The following is a 23,889-nucleotide window of genomic DNA, read 5'->3' as shown; positions in this document are numbered from 1 at the left end:
ACTTTAGATGTCTTGGAGGTGAATCCCTCATATTTCGGGGGAATTAATTGGACAGTATTATAATTATAAATTTAATTTTAATTGCGGTATTTATATTGTTGACAGCCTTTTTCGTTGGGGCCGAGTTCTCGATTTTAAAAGTGCGCATGTCACGGATTGATCAGCTTATCGCAGAGGGCAATAAAAAAGCCGTCACTGCAAAAAAAGTAACACAGGATCTGGATTATTATTTATCAGCCTGTCAGCTTGGGATTACGATTACAGCGTTAATTCTTGGTGCACTCGGTGAACCGACCGTAGAGAAAATGCTTGAGCCTGTTTTTGAGTATTTCAGCATTCCGGCCGCGGTTGCGACAGCCCTTTCTTATGTAATTGCGTTATCGGTTGTTACTTTTTTGCACGTAGTGCTTGGCGAGTTGATGCCAAAAACACTGGCCATCCAATATGCTGAAAAAATGACACTAATTTTGTCACCGCCGCTATATTGGTTCGGGAAAATTACCGGACCGATTATCTCCGTATTAAACGGATCTGCTCGCGGGTTGCTAAAAATCTTTGGTGTCAAACCTGCCGGCCACGATACAGTTTACTCGGAAGAAGAGCTTAGACTGATTGTGACGCAAAGTTACGAAGGCGGTGAGATCAATCAGACAGAGCTTGCCTATCTGGAAAATATTTTCGCTTTTGATACGCGGAAGCTAAGGGAAGTCATGATTCCGCGCAGTGAAATGATTACAATCGAAAAAACTTATACATTAGAGCAAATTCTTGCTGTAATTGATGAATACGAATTTACACGTTACCCGGTCATTGAGCGTACTAAAAATACAGCAGCTTTTATCGGTTTCATAAACTCTAAGGAGATGCTGACAGATATTGCTGCAGGGCGTACGAATCCTTTCACTACGTACATTCGTGAGATTCCCCGCTATAAAGAAACGGTAGCGATAAAAGATGTGTTTTTAAAAATGCAGCTATCGCGCAACCATATGGCAATTGTAACGGACGAAAAAGGAATCACAATCGGTCTAGTGACGATGGAGGATATCTTGTCCGAAATTGTGGGAGAAATTGAAGATGAAGATGATGGGGGAATTATCGTTCCCTCAACATAGTAAAAGGTCGTAAATGATGGTCGTATCGTCCATTATATACGGCTTTTTTGCTGTATTGACGAAAGCGTACAAATAGATTATCAGGATAATTGTCGTTATAATTGAAAGTATAAGGAGCTGAAGAAAATGCAATGTGGGGCTAGATGCTTCCTAGTGGAAATTGAGCATAATGGCGAAAAAAAGCAAGTTCAGGTAAAAGCAAGATCGTCAGTACGTGCCAGAAAAACCGTACGCATTCAATACGAAGACGCCGTAAACATCCTGTCCGTAAAGGAAGAAAAATAAAGGTGAGCAACCAACAATGAGGTTGCTCATTTTTTATTTGTTTACTTGTTCTGCTTTTCCAGTTTTATTTGTTTAACTAAATTGACAATTAACATAATGATTCCGACTGTACAGAATAGAAGACTGAAGATAAATAGTATCAGCCATGCTGTTATGCTCCAATTAGTTGTGAAGAAGATGGAACTGATTAATAAAAGGATCCCGATAAATAAGACAAGATAGCCCTTTTTAGATAATGACACTGTAAAACCTCCTTAAATACATATCATAAAAATAACATAATGTAGGCTGACTTATCTATTTAAATGGTTCCATTGCTTAATAGAAGGCTGATTTTCATCTAGTCCGGGTGTATTGTGCTTATGTTACAATTCGGTAAAGGTATACTAATTCATGAAAAGAGGCGCAGTGCATGGTACAATCGCTCAACCAATTTATTCAAAAGTGGATGCCGGTATTAACACCGCTCAGCTTAGTCATCGGTGTTCTGCTCGAAAAAATCGGGACACATTTCCTTTTTCTAGTCCCGTTATTATTTGCAGTGATGACTTTCATCAGCAGTTTGAATCTGAAATTCCGCGATATAAAAGTTTTTAAACAGTACCCTAAAACAATTTTATTTATGATCGCTTTTCTACATATTCTTATGCCTTTATGGGCGTTCTTTCTGGCCGAGCTCATATTCGATGACCGCCTCCTGACAATCGGATTCCTCATCTCCGTTGCCGTACCTACAGGGGTTACGAGTGTCATTTGGGTGACGATCAGTAAAGGAAATCTGCCTTTATCACTCGCCATCATTTTGATCGATACATTGCTTGCTCCGATACTTATGCCTTTAATTTTGCATTTAGTTGTCGGGGAGTCCATATCGCTAAATACGCCAGCGCTTATTTTTGATCTCATTTGGATGATTGTTCTGCCTTCGATAGTAGGTATCCTCGTCAATGAATGGACAAAAGGAAAGCTGTTCGAACAATATGGGAAACCAATGTCTTTAATTTCAAAAATCTGTTTGTTCGGAATTATTATGATTAATAGTAGTGCGATCGCTCCGTATGTAAAAACAATCGATTTGGAGCTTGTGAAAGTGATTGCCGTTGTTCTGTTTTTAGCAGTTTCGGGTTATGTATTTTCTCTTTTACTAGGCCGTCTATTTTGGAAATCGGAGGCGGACCAGGCGACTTTTGTCTTTAATGGAGGAATGCGGAATATAGCGGTAGGGGTCGTTATCGCTACTACATATTTTCCTTCGAAAGTAGCAATGCCGGTCGTTTTCGGGATGTTATTTCAGCAAGTATTAGCTTCAATATTTTATAAAATAATTCAAAAAAATTCAGCGACAGAGTAAAGACGCATATGAATAGTGTACTGTGGAAAAATACAGTTGTGTTATTTAGTCGCACATTGTATTATTGTTCTAGAGAAATCATTAAATTTTGAAGAGTTATATTAAAATGAGCTTCAGTCGGAGAATTGTTGTAGTGTAATAATCAAATCAATTACTTGTCTCAAACATCCAGAAGCAATGTAACATCTTAGAATAGCGGGGGAAATTATGAAGAGAATGTTCGAGAAATGGAACAGTATTAACTTAGTAAACCGTATTATTGTTGGTATAATTATTGGCATAATTTTAGCACTGACGATTCCTGAAGCAGTAAGTGGTATTACCATTCTGGGGACTCTGTTCGTTTCAGCTTTAAAAGCAGTTGCACCGATTTTGGTGTTTGTGCTTGTCATTAATGCGATTGCTTCACATGCTGGCGGCAAAGCAACAAATATGAAGATGATTCTTGCTTTATACGGGGTTGCGACATTAGCGGCAGGATTTGTAGCAGTCATTGCAAGCTATATCTTCCCGACAGTATTAACATTAAAAACAGCAGCACAGGATGTGACTCCGCCTAGCGGAATCCTTGAAGTATTTGAAACATTACTGTTCAACATCGTGACAAATCCGGTAACAGCCATTATGAATGCAAATTATCTTGGCATTTTAGCTTGGGCAGTTGTTCTAGGGATTGCTTTAAAAGCATCCAATGATTCTACAAAAGGTGTTATTGCGAATTTTTCGGATGCAATTACGAAAGTTGTACAATGGATTATTAACTTAGCACCATTCGGTATTTTAGGAATAGTATTTGAAGCGATTTCTACAACAGGACTTTCAGCATTAGGGGAATATGCCCGTCTAATTCTGATTCTTGTAGGGACAATGTTCTTCGTGGCACTCGTTGTGAATCCGCTGATTGTATATGCGGTAGCAAGAAGAAATCCGTATCCTCTAATTTTTACATCTATTAAAGAGAGTGGAATTACAGCCTTCTTCACACGTAGTTCAGCGGCCAATATTCCAGTCAATATGGCATTGGCAGAAAAGCTGAAATTAGATAAAGATACATATGCTGTATCGATACCTTTAGGTGCAACAATCAATATGGGCGGAGCAGCGATTACAATTTCCGTGCTGACGATGGCAACTGCTCATACATTAGGAATCGAAGTTGATTTCCTCACTGCGGTCATCTTAATGGTAATGGCTGCAGTATCAGCTGCAGGTGCATCTGGTGTTGCGGGCGGCTCGCTGTTACTGATTCCGTTAGCGTGTAGCTTATTCGGGATTTCGGACGATATTGCGATGCAGGTCGTGGCAATTGGTTTCATTATCGGTGTAATCCAGGATTCTTGTGAAACAGCATTGAATTCTTCAACAGATATCGTATTTACAGCAGCTGCTGAATATGCGAAAGAACGTAAACAAAACTAATAAAAACTGTGCTGAACGGAATCAATTCCGGTTCGGCACAGTTTTTTATTGTTAAATGAGCATCGCCAACAGAAATGTGGCTATTATAATGTTCTAGATTTGAATGGTCTGCAGCAGAGAAAATAAATGTGGAGAATCATATAAAGATAGGTTACCGATTGCTTCGGTCGATGTGTATATTTGGGTTGCTACAAGCAGAGAGTTAAAATGCATCCGATCCAATTTTAAAAAGCGACAGATTTCTTCATGCATATCATGGAGTGCCGGAAATTGGTGAACTTCAAACTTGGCGAGTGAGAGCAGGGCTATCGTATTGTAACGGTGCGTTGTAAGTGTTATTTCTGTCTTTTTAATATACGTCGTCAGCTCTTTTAACCGGGCAAAGGTTTCGTGATGAAAATCTCCTGTTCCGATTGTTAAAATGACAGCTGTATTGGTCGTGTCCTTTGTACGTTCAAAACCGATTGACACAAGTGACTGATAATACTGTTCCACACTATTTGCCAGTACTTTTGTGTCTTCCGCCCGTCCGGCAAGCATCGCACTAGTGGAAAGTTTTAATGGTGCATGTTTTACGCTTTCTTTGTCCATAAAATCTTTAATTAACAGATCGATTCGCTCGATCTGTTCTTCAGATTTTAAATAGGCAGCCGCAATATAGCTGTCATCATGGCGGTTAAACTGCTTTGTCAGTATTTTATGTAGATTTAAAGTTTCACTGACTTTTTCAGGTTTGTTCGCATAATGAACAAAGTATGTATTAATGATTTCAGTATTAATCCGGGCAAAGTTATACCATTTTGTATTGGTTTTGATCTGCTGACGGACTTTTTCATAATCTTCATAGTTGAACACGATATTGCGGACAGTCAGCTTTAATGCAAGGTCAATATAAAAATATTTTGCATCTGCCCCAAAATATAAAACGATTTTATCAATGTTTGTAAAAAATAATTGTAATTGAGCATTCATCCCGATCACCTCTTCCTTAATACGTACGTTTTAAACGGGGAGAAGTTTCATTAAAATACACGGGAAATAATAAAAACCGTTTACAAAATACAGCATAAATCGATAGAGTATTGTATGATAAATAAGTGATAAATCAAATAAGAAGACCGTTGAACAGATTGAGAGGTAGTATAGTAATGACTCGACAACCATTTTTACCGATTATTGTCGGTACTGATATTAATGCATATAACATGGCGATTTCTTTCCATGAAGAATATAAAATCCGTCCGATTCTAGTAGGAAAAGGTGTTTTGCCTTTTACGAACTTGAGCAATATTCCGCGTGCGATTGAATATGACAAAAAACTTGGTGAACCGGATCAGTTTGCCAAAATATTAATTAGCGTAGCGAAGAAATATGAAAATGAAGCGGAAAAACTGATTTTAATCGGTACAAACGATTTATACGTCCGTTTAATCATTGAAAACCGTGCAATTTTAAGAGATTACTTCGTGTTCAACTATATCGATGAGAATTTAATGAATGACTTGCAGATCAAATCCAATTTCTATAAGCTGTGCGAACAATACGGCATCGATATACCAACGACTGTATTTTACGACTGCAAAACAGATGGTGCATTTGAAACCGAAATGATGTATCCGGTTATTATTAAACCGAGTAACGGAATTGAATACAGCCGTCATCCTTTTGAAGGCCAGGCGAAAGTTTTCAAAGTGGAAAGCAAAGAAGAAGTTCAAAAAGTAATCGATATGATCAAAAATAGCGGCTACCAGGAAGAACTCATTATTCAGGATTATATTCCCGGTGATGATACAGCAATGTGGGATTCGGTAGTCTATGTTAATGCAAAAGGGGAAACACAGCTTGTATCGTTTGCACAAGTTGTCCTTCAGGAACATACGAAAACAGCGATCGGCAATTACACAGCGCTTATAACCCGCTACAACGAAGAAGTGATGACGAAGCTGCGCGGCTTTTTGGAAGCGGTCGGCTATCGCGGGTACGGTAACTTTGATTTGAAATACGATGAGCGTGACGGGAAGTTTAAAGTGTTCGAAGTAAATATTCGTCAAGGTCGTTCTAGTTATTATATTAATGCAATGGGTCATAATTTGGCACGCAACTTTGTGGAAGATCTGATTTACGATATTCCGAAACCTTGCTCGTATTTAAAAGGAGATGTCCTGTTTTCAGTCGTTCCGAAAATTGTATTGAAAAAATTCGTTTACGATGAAACGGTGAAAAAGGATATTCGACGTCTGATCAAGGAAAAGAAACTTGTAAATCCGTTGTTCTACAAACAGGACAAGCACTTGAAACGCAAAATCTACATGTTTATTCGTCAGGTCAACTACTATAAAAAATATAAACAAAACGTATGGTAAAAAACAGCCGATTAACAGGAGCTTTCTGTTGATCGGCTGTTTTAATAATCTGAAAGTTTTGGACCAAAATGTTATAGTTAAAGAAAATTGAAAAGAGTGATATTTATGGCGGTACATACTTTTAAGTTAACGATTGACTGGCCAGGAGGGCGAAATGCGGTTGGGGACTTGAAAACCGAACGATTGCAGACACAAATATCGATTCCGCCCGAAATGGATGGACCCGGTGTTGGGACAAACCCGGATGAAATGCTCCTAGGTGCCGCGGCTACCTGTTATTTAATTACACTGGCGGCAATGCTGGAGAGAAGCCAAATTGACGCAAAGCTGGATTTGAAATCAGAAGGGCTTGTTGATGTGACAAACGGTGTTTTTACATACAAAGCGATCCACCATTATGTCGACATTGACCTGCAGAATAAAGAAGATGAACGTGCCCGTCGTATAGCGGAGCGCTATGCATATAAGGCAGAGGAAACTTGTATGATTAGTAAAGCGTTAAAAGGGAATGTAGAAGTGCATACACATTTAACTTTGACCTAAAGGGGCGATTTGAATGGATTTCATTTCAGTAATAATACAGCTGCTCATTGCATCAGCGCTGATATTCTTTATTAGCGGCCGTTTAATCGGCTCACAAATAAGTCTGATGAAAAGACTATTATCCGTGCTGATCAGTGTTTCACTGACTACCTTTGTTTTCTGGTATACATATTTGCGCGGATCGGACTATTATGACCAGGGAATCGTTTCAAATGTTGTCAACATAACAACTATTATCTGGTTCGGCAGTATGCTTCTTATTTCGATGCTGCTTTATCTGTTTTTCGAGTTGTTTGATTCGATAGAATTGAATGAAAACGGCACACCTGTCGGCAGACGTTCGTATTTTAAAACACTCATTACGTACTGGAAGCGTCAAAAACGTTTACGTGAAGTAGTGGGGATTGCTGTAACGAACGGAGTCACACGAACGATGAAATACGCCCGGGCCCGCGAAGATGAACGTGAACTGGCCAAAGCATTACGGGATACACTTGAGCAGTGCGGCGGGGTATTTATAAAATTTGGACAAGTACTGTCAACACGTAAGGAGCTTTTGTCTCCGATATTTATTGATGAACTTGAAAAGCTTCAGCAACATGTAAAACCCCTTTCCGAACAGCAAGTTGACCAAATCATTGCCGAAAACTTTAATGCGGGTACGAATCAAGTCTTTTCCTACATAAGTAAAACGCCGTTAGCTTCCGCTTCAATCGGTCAAGTACATAAAGCGGTGTTAAAGGAAACGGACGAACCGGTCGTTGTAAAGTTTTTACGGCCTGATGTAAAAAATATAATGCAGGATGATCTATCGATTTTAATGGAGTTTGCCAGATGGATTACCAGCAAATCACAGTGGGCCGAAAACTTGGGCTTTTACGATTTGGCGAAAGGCTTCAGCATGGCATTGAGGGAAGAAATTGATTTTAATATCGAGGCCCGCAATATGGAGCAGGTTGCCAAAATTGTAGAACGCGGCAGTATCGATGTGAAAGTGCCGAAAGTATACCGGGAATGCAGCAATTCCAATGTTGTCGTAATGGAATATATAAAAGGGAAGTCCGTTACTGTAGCAAATGATTTATTTACGGAGTTGGAAATTGACCGTCATCAGTTTGCGAAAACATTACTGTATTCGTTTTTGGAGCAAACCCTTATTTCCGGGATTTTCCATGCCGACCCGCACCCGGGGAATATTTATATTGAGGAAGCAACCGGACGTGTCGCGATTCTCGATTATGGAGCTGTCGGCCGTTTAGCTGAATTGCAGCAGGAAGGGTTAAAGTACTTCCTTGTCGGAATTCATCAAAACGATGCAGCGCTTGTTGTTGATGGGATTGCCCAGCTTGTAGAAAATGCCGAGCATATCAATCAGCACGAGATGGAGCAGGCAATTAGCCAAATTCTGCTGAAAATCAATTATGTATCGACTATCCCGACAGATGAGCTAATGTACTCCATTTTCTCTGTTGTGCGTGAATTTGGACTTCATTTCTATCCATCCGTCAACGTGGCATTACGTGCCATTGTGACATTGGACGGCACATTGTCCATTATTTACCCGGGATTCAGGATTTTCAGTGAAGTAAAAGACTTCTCCAATGATTATTTGAAATCAAGCTTCCTGAAACCGTTCAAACATCCGGCAGAGACGAAAGACTTAATCGAAGAAGAACTGGCACTGATGTTGCCGAATCTACGGAAAATACCGCGCCGTCTAGATCAGTTATTCAGAAAAGTGGAGAGCGGTAAAATCATTTTGCATCATGATATTTTTTCGGATAAAGCGAATTCCATGTTTGTAACACAGCTGTTTTCAAGGTTTGTTTTGCTGATGGTCGGAATTACATTTGGAATTATATCGGTTGCATTACTAGCAATCTCTCAATTTATTCATAATGCTTATGCAATTTATTTAAATACGGCTGCTTATTTAGGTTTGTTTTTATGTGCGATCTTGCTCGTACGATTATCGATTCAAGCAATCCGAGATATGAAGCGTACAAAATAGAGATCCTATTACGGGATCTCTATTTTTTTGTCCTTTTTCGCTTTAGCACTTTACTATAATAAAATACTAAATCGCTAGAAGATTAATGTATTAGCAGGTGAATAACTTTTTAGAAATAAAACGTACAAAGCCTTTAAAATAAGCTTTTTCAACTCAAGTATGATTTTAATTGTGAAATTTTAGTAGCAATTAACTGCTATTTAAACAATAATAAATTTGAGAGATAAGAATAGTTAAAAGGGGTGCGGTAAATGATTCAGTTAAACGGTCAAAATTTATCGATCGAACAATTGGGGCGTATTTTATATAATGGGGAAAAAATAGAAATAGCGGAAGAAGCGAAAGTACGTGTTGTTAAAAGCCGTGACGCAGTGGAACGGATTGTTCAGCAGGATAAAACCGTATACGGGATTAATACAGGGTTTGGAAAGTTCAGCGATGTGAAAATTGCAGAGCATGAAGTAAGCAAGCTGCAAGTTAATTTAATTCGTTCGCATGCATGCGGTTTTGGGGAGCCTTTTTCGGAACACGTTGCAAAAGCGATGATGGTGCTTAGATTAAATGCATTATTAAAAGGGTTATCAGGTATCCGCTTGGAAGTGCTGGAGCGGCTGTTATGGATGGTTAATGAAGACATAATTCCTGTAATTCCACAGCAAGGTTCACTCGGAGCATCCGGAGATTTAGCGCCACTTTCTCATTTAGTTTTAGCGGTCATTGGGGAAGGGGAAGTATTTGTAAATGGTGGTAAACATCCGTCACATGAAATATTTGAACAGCTGGGACTGCCGAAAATTGAACTGCAGGCAAAAGAAGGTCTTGCGTTAATCAATGGAACCCAGGCAATGACTGCACAAGGCGTAGTCAATTACTTGGAAGCCGAGAAACTGGCTTATGCAAGTGAATGGATTGCTTCAATGACGATGGAAAGTTTATACGGGATAATCGATGCTTTCCATCCAGCTGTTCATGAAGCGCGCGGCATGCAAGAACAAATGGCTGTGGCAGAGCGTATGCGTGATTGGTTAAAGGACAGCAAACTTATTACTCATCAAGGGGAAAAGCGTGTGCAGGATCCGTATTCGCTTCGCTGCATCCCGCAAATCCATGGCGCAAGCTGGCAAGTATTGAACTACGTCAAAGAAAAGCTTGAAATCGAAATGAATGCGGCAACAGATAATCCGCTCATTTTTGATGATGGCGGTTTAGTCATTTCAGGAGGAAACTTCCATGGACAGCCGATTGCGTTTGCGATGGACTTTCTGAAAATCGGTATGGCGGAGCTGGCCAATGTATCAGAGCGCCGGATTGAACGATTAGTAAACCCGCAGTTAAATGAAGGACTGCCTGCATTTTTAAGTGCGAATCCAGGACTTGAATCAGGCGCGATGATTTTGCAGTATAGCGCTGCAAGTTTAGTATCGGAAAATAAAACATTGGCACACCCTGCATCCGTTGATTCCATTCCGTCTTCTGCGAACCAGGAAGACCATGTATCAATGGGTACGACAGGATCTCGCCATGCACGCATGATTATTGCAAATGTAAGAAATGTACTGGCGATCGAGGCATTTTGTGCAGCACAGGCAGTGGAATACAGGGGTGTAGAGAACATGTCGCCCAAACTCTATGAGAAGTGGAAAGATATTCGCAATATAGCACCTGCTATGACGGAGGATCGTATTTTCAGCAAAGACGTGAATCGTATTATCGACTACTTGAAACCGAATGGGTAAGTATTTACAGCTACATTCTACCGGTGCTTTTGTTATAATAAGTGTTTAGTAGAAAGAGGAGATTTATTATGACAACAAAACCACATTTATTAATAGTTGATGGAATGGCGCTATTGTTTCGTTCATTTTTTGCGTCAGCCGCAATGAATCAATTTATACGTTTAGATGACGGGACACCATCAAACGGTGTTCAAGGCTTTGCCCGTCATGTATTGACAGCACAAAATCTGATGCAGCCGACACATTTGGCGGTATGCTGGGATATGGGCGCAGTTACTTTCCGCAATGACCTATACGATGGCTATAAAGCAAATCGACCTGCACCACCGGAAGAGATGCTGCCGCAATTTGATATGGCTAAAAGAGTATCGGAAATGATCGGGTGGCAAAACTTTGGTACACAAGGTCTTGAGGCGGATGATTTAATCGGCTCAATGATTGAGAAGTGGAAAGACGATGCACAAATTACTGTAATTAGCGGTGATAAAGATTTACTGCAATTACTAAACCCTTCGACAACGATTGCCTTTACGAAAAAGGGCTATACAGAATACGATGTTTATACGGAAGGCCGATTTGTAGAGGAATATGGCATTGCGCCAAAACAATTCGCGGAAGTTAAAGCGTTTATGGGAGACACGAGTGACGGTTACCCTGGGGTTAAGGGAATCGGACCGAAAACAGCGTTACAGCTAATTCAAAATCACGGTTCCATCGATGGCGTTTTAGAAGCGTTGCCAACATTAAAACCGGGTCAGCGTATTAAAATTAGTGAAAACGAAGCGATGTTACGCTTATCGCATCAATTGGCTACCATCCATTGTGAAGTACCAATTGACGTGGAGTTGGATCAATTAGCCTTATCTCCCTATGCTCCGGAGCTGTTTGATCATATTGAACAGCATGGCTATCGACTGATTGCAAAGCATGCACGTTCTATTTATAAATAAATGTAAAGAGGTTGTGCACATCTGCGCAACCTCTTTTTAATGGGAAATGATACGTTCCCCTTTGACTCTTACAAGCTCCACATCCACATTCCGAATAGTAGACTCGTCAAGAGGAATTTTCCCATCTTGCTCATACTTTTTCCATGTTTTCAAATTTTTTCGGTACAATATTTCAGATAACCGGTATATATCGGAGTCAAATTCTAATGAAGCTTTATAGGTTTGCTCGATTTCTTTTTTTACTTGCTCCTTAATCTTACTTTCTAATAAATCCATTTTATCTTCATTAAGCATTTCATTTGTTTGAACAACCAATTGAACTTGTAAATCGAATTGCACATTATTATCGGAAACAATTGGTGTAATTTTAGAACGCACTTCGTCAACTGTTGTCGTTGTATATAATTCTTCAAACTCTTCCGTTTTAACGGTAATATCTGAGCGGTCTGTTTCATTCTCTAGCCATTGAACACCTTTTAGGTCGTCGCCTAATAAGTTCCCTTTTAAACCAGAGTTCTTACCGAGAATGCTTATGCCTTTAAATGAATAGACAGGATCTGGTCCATCTTCCTTTGACCAGTTTTCGCTAATTTCGATAAATGGTATATTGGCTTCATGACTAGGTTCATTCAAATGAATCATAAGTTCCCGTAATTGTATAGGACGGACCCGGGATGACTGATTAAATGAACTGAGCGGGTCGAATACCTTTGAAAGGGTAATGGATTTATTAATAATGGGTGTGATGAGCAAAGCTTCCTTAAGTGGTGAATCTGTAATATAAGCCCAAGTTGTATACCTCCATTCCCTGTATCGGATAAGGGAATTGATAACAGGTTCTACTTTACCTTCCTTTGCGATATTTTCCGAAAAGAGAACATAGTTTAAATGCCCTAAAAAGAAGCGCTCATCCATCGTTTGATATAAATTAAAAAATGCTTCATCAAATGTCTTTCCTTTGGCAATCCCAACTTCAGCCTGCGTAGCTTCCGGGTTTGGCTGTTCGCTTTTAGCAATATTAGTGAAAGCAACAACTTGACTATAAATTTCATATTGACCATCTTTATAATCGATTCCTAGGCCAAGTAAATAATACATACGTTCAGGCTGATTTGTATCCCAGCAGCCAGCAACTAAAAGTAACAATGGAAATAAAAGCAATTTTTTCATTTTGTTTTTTCCTTTGTTTTATCTTTAACATTTAATACTTCCGGTCGTTTAGTGTTCGAAGTTGCTGGTGGACGGAAAAGGGACATTTTTATATTATCCCAGCTCAAATTGACTGCTATATTTAAATAAGGAACACCAAATACACGGATATTTGCGATATAAACAAGGCAAATATAGATCGATAAGAAGAAACCGAAAAGTCCTAAAATCGATGTAATAAGAATAAATACAATTCTCAGCATGCTGATCGTCGTAACGAAGGACTGATTGACAAGTGTAAAGGTAGCAATCGTTGAAATGGCTATGACAACAATCATTGCCGGACTAGTAATCCCAGCTCGAATGGCTGCATCACCTATAATTAACCCTCCTACAACACTGATCGTTCCACCTAAAATACTCGGTAAGCGTAATCCCGCTTCACGAAATAACTCAAACATAAAAAGCATTCCAAGCATTTCTATAGCTGCAGGAAGCGGGGAGCCCGTATTGGTTTGTACAACTGTCGCAAGTAATTGAATTGGGAGCTGCTCTTGATGGAATGTTGTTAACGCAAGCCAAAAAGCCGGTAGTAAAAGCGCTATTAATATGCAGAATAAACGTAATAATCTTTCTAACGAGCTGAATATGGATGGGAAATCATTATCCTCTCCGGACTTTAATAATGATAGAATATTGGTGGGCGTGATAATTGCGTATGCAATTCCGTCTACTAAAATGATAAATCGTCCAGTAACGAGTGATTGCATCGCAAAATCAGGACGAGCTGTAGAATCATTTAAAGGAATTAAATATGAAATTTTATTCATCCGTTCCATTATTAATTCACCACTTAAAATAACATCTGTATCGATTTCAGAGAGTTGTTTTTTTAATTGTTTCAAGATAGATAAATCTGCAATGTCATTAAAATATAAAATAGCGATCTTTGTTTTTGAACGTGTCCCTAACGTTATCTTTTCAACACTTAATGAATTCGTAGGCAGACGTTTGCGGATAAGAGCAATATTTACACCTAAATCTTCAATGAAGTTATCACGTGGACCTTTAATAGTTACTTCTAAGTTTGATTCCTCAGGGCTTCGATTAGGCTTGTTTTCAATATTGCTGCATAACAGTATATTTAAATTCTCGATATAAATAAGAACAAATCCGCTAAATACATTCGTAACAGCTTCTTGCAAACCTTCAATTTTCAGTAGCTGGGGAAGATGCAATTTCTGCATTAATACTGCCTCATCAAATTGTTCCTTTTGTTGGCATGCCATTCTTAATCGGGGTACGACTACTTCATTGAATAAATGATTATCTGTCATCGCTTCACAGGTGATGAGCATAACGTTGCTTGCAGGAAAGTTAAATGTTTGAAAGCGAATATCAGCACAATTATCAAATTGCTTTTTTAAGGTAGCGTATTCAATCATTATATTCCAACTTTCGCTTTTGTTTTCGATTTGCTAATATAAAGAGAATAATTGAAAGTACGAAAAAGAATAACGTAGTACTTATTAGAAAATATTGCCCCTTCCATTTGCTAAATATACTGTCATCAAGTAAATAAAGAGGCAGTGAGCAAAAAACAAAGATCGGAAAAATATATTCCCAAACTTTCTTCTTTTGACCAGTGAGCCCTAATAGCTCGATTGTTATGAATAATATAAAACCAATACGGACAAATGCTCCTGTAAGCCACTGGTAAATAGAAAAGAAATCGATATGGTTTATAAAGCTTCCGATTGAGGCAATTCGCCATTCTTCAAATGCGGGGTAGCGCTGTTTAGCAGCCTCAGTTGGTCCAAATTCGGCAATTGCCCCCAATAAGGGACCTAGTGTTAATCCAAATAGTAAAAAGAGCATGATTAATAAATGCCAAAATTTAAGCTTTGTTTTAAAGTGCTGCTGAATAAAAACGAGCAAATAAAGCTCAATAAAGCCGGAAGCAGGATAGACCATCGATTTGAAAACCGGTGTAAATCCATGCTCGAAAAATGGCTGCAGCAATGCATAGTCTTTCACTTGAATATTAACAAAAGCGATAAAGAAACCTAGAACTACGACAACAAACAATACGACAACATTGACCATCGTTATCGTTAATATGGAGGATGTTGCCAGTAAAAGGCATACAACAGTAAAAAAGAAAAACAAAAGCAATGGCGGCGTTTGCGGCAAAAAAGTTGTTGAAACCCATTGTAATGTTTCATGCATTGTAATAACGGCCATGAGAAGTAAGTAAAAAGCAATGATAAAGATAAGCACTTTACCCAGCTTAGGGTAATTGTTTAGTAAATACGTACGAAGAGACTCTTCTTTTATTTTTTTTATTGTAATAAGAGGAAGAACTAACCAGGGAATCATCAAAAATATTGAAAAAATAACAGAAAACCAAGCATCACGACCTGCTCCATGTAATAAGGATGGAATAATTGTGACGTGGTTTTTTAATCCGATGAATGTCATCGTTAAAAAAATAATATGTAAAAGACTAATAGAGCCAACTGATTTCATAATGTATCCTCGCAGTTTTTTTTACAGTAATAGCCAATCGACTAATCATTTATTCAGAAAAAAGAAAACAGCACTAGCATAAATGCTAATGCTGCTCCTTTTCGATTTTAACGAAGCTTAATATTTTGCGGTTGTCATCATACTTAAAAGTTCGGATTTGACTGTCACGATTGCGGCCTCCGTTATCATGAATGGTTAAGTATAGTTCATCGTCTTTTATTTCATAACCAATTAAAGGTACCCAGTGGTATTTATAGAGAGGGGTATAACTTTTCAAAAACTGCCCGGTAAAATACACATCAAACTTCATCGCTACCGGATTACCTAAGCGTAATTGCTCAATCGCCTGGGTTAATGTACATTCCTCGATACACCAGTCATCACCGAGTAATCGACGCAAGTTTCTGATCATCCGCCATTTAAAAAGTCCGATTTTTGTCCCGCCTAAAAATTTATAAAGTTCATTTACATCTTTTGTGCGGATTGTTTCATCTTCGCATAAGTAATTCAAAATAACGTGTGCAGTCGTAGGGCCGCATGCCGAGTTTTGATATTCAGGCCGGATATCCGAACTATATTGTGACCTGCCATTTACATTTAATAATACTCGCATACTCAAAACCTCCAAATTGTTATAAAGTAGTTTAATACCCACAATTAGAAAAAAATATCATAAAAAGTTGAAACTATAAATAATACAGCTCCGTCTAACGGTCAGCAATTAAAACAAAGGGGGGAAGAAAATGGAGCTTGAAGTGTTTATAAGAACACATGGCGAGGAATTGCTTCGACTTTCCTATACATACGTGAAAAATAAAGAAATGGCAGAAGATATTGTACAGGACGTGCTGTTAAAAGCTTATGAGCAGCGTGGGCAATTTCGTGGCGATGCGAGTTACCGAACGTATTTATATCGAATGACGATTAATCGTAGTTATGATTATTTACGCAGCTGGAGCTACAAAAATACCATTTTAACAAATAAAATTCAGGGAATCTTTAAAGGGACCAAATCTCCAGAACAGCATGTGCTTGAACGAAGCGAAAATCAATTACTCGGAAATGCGGTTCTTGAGCTGCCGGTTAAATATCGTGAAATAATAATTCTCTATTATTACAAGGAACTGAAAATCGATGAAATTGCACATTTACTATCCATTTCGGACAATACCGTGAAAACGAGACTTAGGCGTGGACGTGAAAAGTTAAGAGATCAATTAAAAGGTGGTGAATGGTATGACGAGTTCTCAAGTGAAGCAAGCAATTGATGAAACAATCGGCAGACAACCGCTCATGGATGAAGCATTTGTACAAAAAGTTCTGGACGGGAAACAGCATCGTAAAAAGCGGTTGCCCTTCATGCAGCCTGCCATCGTATTGCTATTGCTTTTTGTTGTAGGTGGAATGCTTTACTTTATGCCGCAATCGGATGAACAGTTGGCGGTCGATTCGGAAGATGAGAATATGTATTTGGCAAAGCCTGAACATTTTAATGACATGATGATGCAAAATCGTAGAGATAGCAGATTAATGTATGTATTTAATAATGGAACACTTTATTACACAAGCGATACACGCCTTTATTTAGAAAAACCTAAATCAGAAGATGAAATACCCTACTCGGGAGAATTATTCGAGGAAAGATATACAAATATAAAAATCAAAACAAAAGATAACCAATATTTCATTACAGGGGATGACGGGTTTAGCTGGACCTTGACACGGACTGCGCCTCGTATACTTGTAGACGAGAAGGGTACTGAATATACTATACCGATTGCTTTTGAAGATATACCTAGTACTAGTGATATTCTGCTGGATGATAAAATCCAATCGCTCGGGATTTATAAAATCGGCGGTCTTGGGACATATGCCTATACTTTAGAGGAAGATATAGATGAGGTAAATGAATTATTCAATCAGGCAACCGTGAATGAAGAGTACATTAGATTAAGCATACCTGAGTATAGGATTGATATCGAATATGAAAATGGAAATAGAGGAAGCCTGGAGCTAATGTTCAGTGAAAGCAATGATGCAAGCTATGTAAGTAAACATGATATAGTAAATAATACTTTAACGTTATTCAAAATTCCAAAAGCACTGGCCGATCATTTCCATCAATTAGCCGAGAAGATTGAAGAAATCAACAACGCCAAATAAAAAAACGAAAACTACCTCAAGCTTTTGGGGTAGTTTTCGTCTGTTTAAATTTAGCTGCATAAACCAACTGATTTGTTTTCGTATTCAGCATCATCCAATGCTTTTACCATGAAATGTGCCACGCTGGCTCTTGGAATTGAGCTTGAACCTTTTGGAACTGTATCGAAAGCTTCTTTATAATCGGTTTTTAACGGTTCATCTTTTAAGCCCATCGGACGTGCGATGGTATACGTAATATCTTTTGTTTTGTAATAGTTAAGCGCTGCTCGGTGATCCGCTAATGGATTTGCGAGCATTTTCATCATCAATTTACCCATCACACCTGGAATTTCTCCGTCTACTCCAGCTGAAGCGCAGTAAACTAAACGTTTTACGCCGGCTTTCTTCATACCGTTCGCAATGTTTTTGCCCATCGTTTCAAGTTCATTGGATTTTTTTACACCTGTACTTGAACCTAAACATGAAATAACCGCATCATGTCCTAAGACTGCATCAGCCACTTGGTCAGCATTGAATGCATCGCCTTGAATAATCGCTACATCTTTCGTTTTTAATTTTTCGGGTGTCCGTACAAATGCGGTAACTGTATGACCAGCCTTAACAGCCATTTCAACAAAATGCTGTCCCACGCCACCAGTTGCACCGAATACAATAATTTTCACGGTTAATGGCCTCCTTTTAATGCTGCTTTTTGAATTTTAATACCTTTCCACATAAAAGTAAGCATGATTGTGAAAATTAATATGATTAAACCTGCGATAAACGGGTATAGGATATCGATGTCATATAATGCGCCTGCAAGAAGAGGGCCCATAATATTACCGATGCTCATATAGGCATTGTTCATACCCATCGCAAATCCTTGTTCATTGCCAGCCATTTTTGAAATTAATGTCGTTAAGACAGGACGCAAAATGGATGTCGCAAGGAATATTAATAACGAAATTGCAAAGAACATCGTATAGCTTCCTGCGATAATCGACAGGAAGAAGCCGGAAGCTGTCACGATTAAAAATAATTTTAATACATTTACTTCTCCGATTGCTTTTACGAGGCGATCGACTACAAACAATTGCATAATAACACCGACCAATCCTGTTGATGTTACCATAAAGGCAATTTCCTGTGGTGTTGCGCCAAATTTATCATCTACATAAAGTCCAAGAACGGTTTCATAAGACATTAAACCGAAACTCATGATCAGTGTAATAATAAGTGGAATAAAAAATGGTTTTTTCACAGATAAAATAATATCCTTCACCATTGATGAATTTTCGTCTTGTGGAATTTCGACTTTCTCTTCCTGGCTCTCCGCCAATGTAAAGTACGAAACGACAAACGCAAGAAGCCCGACTACCGCTGAAACTAGAAGCGGTGTTTTAAGTCCGAAATCCGCTAAAAAACCTCCGATACCTGGTCCGATTACAATACCGAGTGACATCGAGGCTGAAATAAAACTATTACCTTTTGCACGTTGATCCATTGTTGTAATATCTGCTACATATGCAAAAATTGCAGGAATCAGGAATGCACAGCCGATTCCGCCGATAGCGCGTGATAAGTAAAGCAGCCAAATGGAATCAGCAAAGTAGAAGATAAACATCGAAATAGCTAGTGTAAGCAGTCCGATATTAATGAGCGGGCGACGACCATACTTATCCGTCCATTTCCCCCCGATAGGTGATACTAAAAATTGTGCGAATGCAAAAATCGCAATGATTAAACCTGCAGCTGTCCCGCCTTGCCCAATTTCTTTTAAATAGGCAGGGATAATTGGAATGATAATCCCGAAGCTCCCAACAGCAATAAACATGTTAAGCATAAGTAAAGCGAGCTTTTTTCGTTGATTTGAAGTCATAAATTTTCCTTTCTTACAATAAAATTTCACGTAATCCATTGTAATTAAAAAACCCCATTATGACTAGCGCTTTAACTTAGAAAAATAAACAAAATAAATCCAAAAGCGGTAAACTTTTGGATTTATTCGTAAATACATATTATGCTTGTGCGTTTAAGAATTCTTCTACTTGTGCAGGTGATTTTGCATTAGCGCTATGTAAGTGTGCTAATTTTTCACCGTTTTTGAAGATTAGTAATGATGGAATACCCATTACTTGATATTTCTCCGCTAAATCCGGGAAGTTATCACGGTTGATTGAATACCAGTCATATTGATTGTACTCTTCAATAATTGGATCGATAAACATATCCATACGTGTGCAGTCCGGGCACCAGCCAGCGAAGAATTTTACGATTACTGGTTTTTCAGTGCTTGTTAGTTCTGTGAATTGTTCAATTGTTGTAATTTCTTGCATATTAATCACGCTCCTTATGCCCATTGTACACGATTAGAACAGCTTACGAAAAGTAATTTAGCTTAATATATGTACCTTCTAGCAATAAAAATATAAGAATAATAAATTTATTTAAAATTGCGAGAAAATTATTGCTTAAATTGTCAAAATAATCTACACTAAGAACAGAAAAGCTGTTTGAAGTTTTTTTTTGATTTCAAAATGAATGACTGTTCATTCAAGGGAGAAGGGGGAAGTGCTCGTGTCTTACAAAATTGAAAAAGTAGCGGTTTTAGGTTCAGGGGTAATGGGTTCAGGGATTGCAGCACATTTGGCGAATATCGGGATTCCTACATTGTTATTGGACATCGCTCCGGGCGAACTAACAAAGGAAGAAGAAGCTAAGGGGTTAACACTTGATTCAAAACCTGTGAAAAACCGTTTTGCAGTTTCGGCAATGCAAAAATTACTGAAGCAAAAACCAGCACCACTTTCATCGAAAAAAAATCTAGCATTAATTACACCAGGTAACTTTGATGATGATTTAGAAAAGCTGAAAGATGTTGACTGGATTATTGAAGTAATTGTAGAAAGATTAGAAATTAAAAAAGGCTTATTTGAAAAGATTGATGCTGTACGTAAACCAGGCACAATCATTTCATCAAATACATCAGGGGTCAGCATTAACGCAATGGCGGAAGGGCGTTCAGAAGATTTCCAGGCGCATTTCCTTGGGACACATTTCTTCAACCCGCCACGCTATTTAAAATTACTGGAAATCATTCCGGCTAATACGACAAAACCGGAAGTTGTAAGCTTTATGCAAACATTCAGTGAGGATGTATTAGGTAAAGGTGTTGTTATCGCAAAAGACACACCGAACTTTATCGCAAACCGGATCGGCACATACGGCCTTATCGTGACAATGAACGAAATGATTGCACGCAACTATACAGTAGGTGAAGTAGATTCGGTAACTGGACCACTAATCGGCCGTCCGAAATCTGCGACATTCCGCACATTGGATGTTGTTGGTCTTGATACTTTTGCACATGTCGCAACAAATGTATATGACCAGACAACAGGTGAAGAACAGGCAGTATTTGAAGAATCACCTGTTTTAAAGAAAATGATCGCAAATGGCTGGATCGGCGCAAAATCGGGTCAAGGATTCTTCAAAAAAGTAGGGAAAGAAATTCTGCAGTTGAATCTTTCAACATTTGAATATGAACCGACTACAAAACTGGTTGCTCCATCACTGGAAATGGCAAAACAGGCAAAAGGTCCAGGAGGCAAATTAAAAGTTTTAATTTATGCAAATGACCGCGTTGGGGAACTGTTGTGGAATTCATTTGCACCGACATTGCTTTACTCTGGAAAATTAGTAGGTGAAATTGCAGACGATATCATTGCAATCGACAATGCAATGAAATGGGGCTTCGGCTGGACTCAAGGTCCGTTTGAAATGTGGGATGCAATCGGCATAGAGAAATCAGTCGCTAAAATGAAAGAAGAAGGCCGTGAAATTCCTGAATTCGTTACCGGATTATTAGAGAAAGGCCTGAAAACATTCTATTCAGAAATCGACGGCGACCTAGCATACTACAATGGTTCAGAATATGTAAAAGTACCGGTGAATGAAAAAGCGATCGACTTAAAACGTTACAAGAAAAAACACGGTGTGATCAAATCGAATTCAGGTGCAAGCCTGATCGATTTAGGTGACGGAATCGCATTACTTGAATTCCACTCGAAATCAAATGCAATCGGTTTAGACATTGTACAAATGATCAACTATGCCATTGATGAGGTGGAGAAAAACTTTAAAGGTCTTGTGATCGGGAACCAAGGTAAAAACTTCTGTGTCGGTGCCAACCTTGCGATGATTTTAATGGAAGCACAAGATGATAACATTTTCGAACTGGACTTTGTTATCAAGTCATTCCAGCAGGCAATGCGCCGTATTAAATATTCAACAAAACCGGTTGTTGCGGCACCATTCCAAATGGCATTAGGCGGCGGAGCGGAAGTATGTTTACCGGCTGCGCATATTCAGGCATCAGCTGAAACATACATGGGTCTTGTCGAAGTAGGTGTTGGCCTAATTCCAGGAGGCGGCGGTAACTTAGGCCTTTATCAAAAATTCATTAAAGGCTTGCCGAATGGCGTAGATGTTGACTACCAGCAAATCGCGAACAAAGTGTTCGAAACAATTGCAATGGCGAAAGTTTCGACTTCTGGTGAAGAAGCACGTGAAAATAACTTCCTGGACTTTGCGGACGGTATTTCAGTAAATCCGGATCACTTGATCTATGATGCAAAACAAGCAGCACTTGCACTTGCAGATGCAGGCTATAAAGCACCGGTGAAAAAGCCGGTGAAAGTAGTGGGCGCATCAGGTTATGCAACATTGTTATTAGGGGCTCAAGGCATGTTCGATTCAGGCTACATTACAGAGCATGACTTGAAAATCGCGAAGAAACTTGCGTATGTAATCGCAGGCGGTAAAGTACCGTACGGAACAGAAGTTTCTGAAGAGTATTTATTAAACCTGGAAAAACAAGCGTTCCTAGAACTGGTTGCAGACCAAAAATCACAAATGCGTATGCAGCACATGCTCGTAAAAGGAAAGCCGTTACGTAACTAATAGAAGTCCGTGCCGCAGTAAGCGACAGACTTTTTCTTTAAACGATAGATTCGTTGAAATATTTTGCCGGCAGCTAGCTTACGAGTTTACCTGCTGGCCAATCACAAGGGGGAAACATCAATATGCGTGAAGCCGTTATCGTTGCAGGAGCACGAACGCCAATCGGACGTGCGAAAAAAGGATCACTTGCGAACACTCGTCCAGATGATTTTGGTGCAGTAGTAGTAAAAGAAGCATTAAAACGTGCGGGCTATGAAGGCCCGGTTGATGATTTAATTATGGGTTGCGCAATGCCTGAAGCAGAACAAGGGATGAATGTTGCCCGCCTAGTTGGGGCATTGGCGGGGCTGCCGGATGAAACACCGGCATTAACAGTTAACCGTTTCTGTTCATCAGGACTGCAAACAATTGCCTATGCAGCAGAGCGTATTATGCTTGGCCATGCAAAAGCAATCGTTGCAGGCGGTACAGAATCGATGAGTATGATTCCGATGACTGGTAATACAGTTCGTCTAAACCCGAAAATTGCTGAAGAGGCACCACAATATTATATCGGTATGGGTCACACAGCCGAAGAGGTAGCGAATCGCTACAATGTAACACGTGAAGAGCAGGATGCTTTTGCAGTACGTTCACACGAATTAGCTGAAAAAGCGATTAAAGAAGGAAAATTCAAAGATGAAATCGTTCCGGTTGAAGTAACGGAATATTTTGTCGATGAAAATAACCAGCTGAAAGAAAAGGTTACGATCTTTGATACAGATGAAGGGGTTCGTCCAGGTACATCGGTGGAAACGTTGGCGAAATTACGTCCAGCATTCAATGTAAAAGGTTCTGTAACAGCAGGAAATGCTTCTCAAACTTCCGACGGTGCAGCAGCAGTACTTGTAATGGACCGTGAAGAAGCGGAGAAACAAGGAATGCAGCCACTGGCGAAATTCCTGGGATTTGCTGTCGGGGGAGTTCCACCGGAAGTAATGGGGATCGGTCCAATCGTAGCAGTGCCGAAAGCACTTGAAATTGCAGGGATTACACAAGATCAGGTAGACCTATGGGAAATTAACGAAGCATTCGCATCACAATCTATTCAAGTAGTTCGTGAGCTTGGGATTGATATGGAGAAAGTGAATGTTAACGGAGGGGCAATCGCATTAGGCCATCCACTAGGTGCAACAGGTACGATTCTTACAGTGAAGCTGATCAACGAATTAAAACGCCGCGGCGGTAAATATGGTGTTGTAACAATGTGTATCGGCGGCGGAATGGGCGCAGCAGGGGTATTTGAAGTTCTTTAATTGTCCGGGGAAATAAAAAATCACAAAGGAAACTAGGGA

At 39.2% G+C, this 23,889-nt stretch carries 22 protein-coding genes; 13 read left to right on the top strand and 9 right to left on the bottom strand.

Annotated elements, in window-relative coordinates:
* Positions 1–47 precede the first annotated feature (47 nt).
* Positions 48–1,115: a hemolysin family protein gene (locus tag MKX73_RS02360; RefSeq protein WP_340716118.1), complete on the top strand. Its 1,068-nt coding sequence runs from the start codon at positions 48–50 to the stop codon at positions 1,113–1,115.
* Positions 1,116–1,241: 126 nt separating this feature from the next.
* Entirely contained in the window at positions 1,242–1,400 is a 159-nt protein-coding gene (locus MKX73_RS02355) for a hypothetical protein (protein WP_340716117.1), read from the top strand.
* 41 nt (positions 1,401–1,441) lie between these two features.
* On the opposite strand, the gene MKX73_RS02350 is transcribed toward MKX73_RS02355, so the two are convergent.
* Positions 1,442–1,642 carry a hypothetical protein gene (locus MKX73_RS02350; RefSeq protein WP_340716116.1) on the bottom strand — a complete coding sequence of 67 codons (201 nt, stop codon included), beginning with the start codon at positions 1,640–1,642 and terminating at the stop codon, positions 1,442–1,444.
* Positions 1,643–1,812: 170 nt separating this feature from the next.
* Here MKX73_RS02350 and MKX73_RS02345 point away from each other — a divergent pair, with 170 nt between their 5' ends.
* Both MKX73_RS02345 and sstT read left to right on the top strand, forming a co-directional pair.
* Positions 1,813–2,751 carry a bile acid:sodium symporter family protein gene (locus tag MKX73_RS02345; RefSeq protein WP_340716115.1) on the top strand — a complete coding sequence of 313 codons (939 nt, stop codon included), beginning with the start codon at positions 1,813–1,815 and terminating at the stop codon, positions 2,749–2,751.
* A 207-nt stretch (positions 2,752–2,958) separates the two neighbouring features.
* Complete coding sequence (gene sstT, locus MKX73_RS02340) at positions 2,959–4,170, top strand: serine/threonine transporter SstT (protein ID WP_340716114.1); 1,212 nt, start codon at positions 2,959–2,961, stop codon at positions 4,168–4,170.
* Positions 4,171–4,263: 93 nt separating this feature from the next.
* Here sstT and MKX73_RS02335 read toward each other — a convergent pair whose 3' ends face one another.
* The gene (locus MKX73_RS02335; protein ID WP_340716113.1) at positions 4,264–5,142 is read right to left on the bottom strand and encodes a DUF4003 family protein; all 879 of its coding nucleotides are present in this window, start codon (positions 5,140–5,142) and stop codon (positions 4,264–4,266) included.
* A 176-nt stretch (positions 5,143–5,318) separates the two neighbouring features.
* On the opposite strand from MKX73_RS02335, the gene MKX73_RS02330 reads away from it, so the two are divergent.
* The 5 genes from MKX73_RS02330 (at position 5,319) to MKX73_RS02310 (ending at position 11,773) form a co-directional block, all read left to right on the top strand.
* A complete protein-coding gene (locus MKX73_RS02330) occupies positions 5,319–6,533 on the top strand; it encodes a carboxylate--amine ligase (RefSeq protein WP_340716112.1) in 1,215 nt (404 codons plus the stop codon).
* A gap of 105 nt (positions 6,534–6,638) precedes the next feature.
* Positions 6,639–7,076 carry an SACOL1771 family peroxiredoxin gene (locus MKX73_RS02325; protein WP_340716111.1) on the top strand — a complete coding sequence of 146 codons (438 nt, stop codon included), beginning with the start codon at positions 6,639–6,641 and terminating at the stop codon, positions 7,074–7,076.
* Positions 7,077–7,089: 13 nt separating this feature from the next.
* Complete coding sequence (locus MKX73_RS02320) at positions 7,090–9,087, top strand: ABC1 kinase family protein (protein WP_340716110.1); 1,998 nt, start codon at positions 7,090–7,092, stop codon at positions 9,085–9,087.
* 251 nt (positions 9,088–9,338) lie between these two features.
* Positions 9,339–10,823 carry a histidine ammonia-lyase gene (gene hutH, locus MKX73_RS02315; protein WP_340716109.1) on the top strand — a complete coding sequence of 495 codons (1,485 nt, stop codon included), beginning with the start codon at positions 9,339–9,341 and terminating at the stop codon, positions 10,821–10,823.
* Positions 10,824–10,891: 68 nt separating this feature from the next.
* Positions 10,892–11,773, top strand: a complete 882-nt coding sequence (locus MKX73_RS02310) for a 5'-3' exonuclease (RefSeq protein ID WP_340716108.1) — start codon at positions 10,892–10,894, stop codon at positions 11,771–11,773.
* A gap of 36 nt (positions 11,774–11,809) precedes the next feature.
* Here the strand turns inward: MKX73_RS02310 and MKX73_RS02305 are convergent, their stop codons facing one another.
* From MKX73_RS02305 to MKX73_RS02290, 4 genes are all read right to left on the bottom strand, one after another.
* Positions 11,810–12,943, bottom strand: a complete 1,134-nt coding sequence (locus tag MKX73_RS02305; protein WP_340716107.1) for a Ger(x)C family spore germination protein — start codon at positions 12,941–12,943, stop codon at positions 11,810–11,812.
* Positions 12,940–14,367 (bottom strand): spore germination protein, encoded by a 1,428-nt coding sequence (locus tag MKX73_RS02300; RefSeq protein ID WP_340716106.1) that lies wholly within the window; start codon positions 14,365–14,367, stop codon positions 12,940–12,942. Before MKX73_RS02300 ends, MKX73_RS02305 begins: the two co-directional genes overlap by 4 nt.
* On the bottom strand, positions 14,360–15,451 hold the full coding sequence (locus tag MKX73_RS02295; RefSeq protein ID WP_340716105.1) for an endospore germination permease: 1,092 nt from the start codon (positions 15,449–15,451) through the stop codon (positions 14,360–14,362). Before MKX73_RS02295 ends, MKX73_RS02300 begins: the two co-directional genes overlap by 8 nt.
* 85 nt (positions 15,452–15,536) lie before the next feature.
* Positions 15,537–16,064 carry a C39 family peptidase gene (locus MKX73_RS02290; RefSeq protein WP_340716104.1) on the bottom strand — a complete coding sequence of 176 codons (528 nt, stop codon included), beginning with the start codon at positions 16,062–16,064 and terminating at the stop codon, positions 15,537–15,539.
* Between the two features lie 130 nt (positions 16,065–16,194).
* Between MKX73_RS02290 and MKX73_RS02285 the strand changes: the two genes are divergently transcribed.
* Together MKX73_RS02285 and MKX73_RS02280 are read left to right on the top strand one after the other, a co-directional pair.
* The gene (locus tag MKX73_RS02285) at positions 16,195–16,719 is read left to right on the top strand and encodes a sigma-70 family RNA polymerase sigma factor (protein WP_340716103.1); all 525 of its coding nucleotides are present in this window, start codon (positions 16,195–16,197) and stop codon (positions 16,717–16,719) included.
* Positions 16,688–17,614, top strand: coding sequence for a hypothetical protein (locus MKX73_RS02280; RefSeq protein ID WP_340716102.1), 927 nt, complete (start codon positions 16,688–16,690; stop codon positions 17,612–17,614). The genes MKX73_RS02285 and MKX73_RS02280 overlap by 32 nt, the downstream gene beginning before the upstream one ends.
* Positions 17,615–17,664: 50 nt before the next feature.
* On the opposite strand, the gene MKX73_RS02275 is transcribed toward MKX73_RS02280, so the two are convergent.
* From MKX73_RS02275 to MKX73_RS02265, 3 genes are all read right to left on the bottom strand, one after another.
* Positions 17,665–18,276, bottom strand: coding sequence for an NAD(P)-dependent oxidoreductase (locus tag MKX73_RS02275; protein ID WP_340716101.1), 612 nt, complete (start codon positions 18,274–18,276; stop codon positions 17,665–17,667).
* Between the two features lie 2 nt (positions 18,277–18,278).
* Positions 18,279–19,472, bottom strand: coding sequence for an MFS transporter (locus tag MKX73_RS02270; protein WP_340716100.1), 1,194 nt, complete (start codon positions 19,470–19,472; stop codon positions 18,279–18,281).
* A 139-nt stretch (positions 19,473–19,611) separates the two neighbouring features.
* Complete coding sequence (locus tag MKX73_RS02265) at positions 19,612–19,929, bottom strand: thioredoxin family protein (protein WP_079524204.1); 318 nt, start codon at positions 19,927–19,929, stop codon at positions 19,612–19,614.
* A gap of 241 nt (positions 19,930–20,170) precedes the next feature.
* On the opposite strand from MKX73_RS02265, the gene MKX73_RS02260 reads away from it, so the two are divergent.
* On the top strand, positions 20,171–22,555 hold the full coding sequence (locus MKX73_RS02260) for a 3-hydroxyacyl-CoA dehydrogenase/enoyl-CoA hydratase family protein (protein WP_340716099.1): 2,385 nt from the start codon (positions 20,171–20,173) through the stop codon (positions 22,553–22,555).
* Between the two features lie 122 nt (positions 22,556–22,677).
* A complete protein-coding gene (locus MKX73_RS02255; RefSeq protein ID WP_340716098.1) occupies positions 22,678–23,850 on the top strand; it encodes an acetyl-CoA C-acetyltransferase in 1,173 nt (390 codons plus the stop codon).
* The last annotated feature ends 39 nt before the right edge of the window (positions 23,851–23,889 follow it).

It is taken from the genome of Solibacillus sp. FSL W7-1436 (assembly GCF_038007305.1).
Taxonomy (GTDB): Bacteria; Bacillota; Bacilli; order Bacillales_A; family Planococcaceae; genus Solibacillus.
Note: the sequence above shows the minus strand (reverse complement) of the source record. Positions and strands in the feature narration are given on the sequence as shown.